Below are 655 nucleotides of genomic sequence, written 5' to 3' on the forward strand. Positions count from 1 at the left end.
CCGGGGCGCACCGGCAGCGGGCGGGGCTTGTGCCAGCGCCGGGCCGACGGCCAGCAAGGGCAGCAGGCCCAGCAACCCCAAGCGTACAGATTGAATCATAAATGAAGAAGAAGGGCTTAAGAGGAGAGGATATCGTAGCGAAAGATAATGCCGCGGCCGCGAATCCTGCCTGCAGTGGGGCCGCAAGGGCCGGATACCACGCATTCGGCTAACTTATCGACGCGGCCGCTGATGATATCGCACTGCTTTTTTCGGCTCTCAGGCAACGGTTTCCGCTGGCGAACCGAATTTCTGTCCGGCAACGTTGTGCCAACACGCCCCTACCCCACTTACCTTTACGCCATTGCTTGCTGCCTTATGTCGCGCTTTCTGGCTTATTTCCTCACCGCCTTGCTGCTGCTCCAAACCCTGGGGCCGGAAGTGCTGGTGCTGAACTACCAGCTGCACAAGGCCGAAATCACGGCCCGCTACTGCGTGAATAAGGCGCGGCCCCAGCTGCGCTGCAACGGCAAGTGCCACCTGGCCAAGCAGCTTCGCAAAGCCGAGGGCGGCGACAAAAAAGCGCCTTCCGCCACGCTGGCCAAGGTAAAATTCGAGGTGCTGCCCACGGCCGCCTTCGAGCTGCCGGCCCTGCGCCGCTGGCCCCGCGCCACCC

The 655-nt window shown here is 62.6% G+C and carries 1 pseudogene; it reads left to right on the forward strand.

The window, feature by feature from the left end:
- Positions 1–357: 357 nt before the first annotated feature.
- Positions 358–655 (forward strand): annotated as a pseudogene (locus tag ACYVDE_RS25325) (hypothetical protein); the annotation flags it as partial.

The sequence above is a fragment of the Hymenobacter agri genome (genome assembly GCF_054778495.1).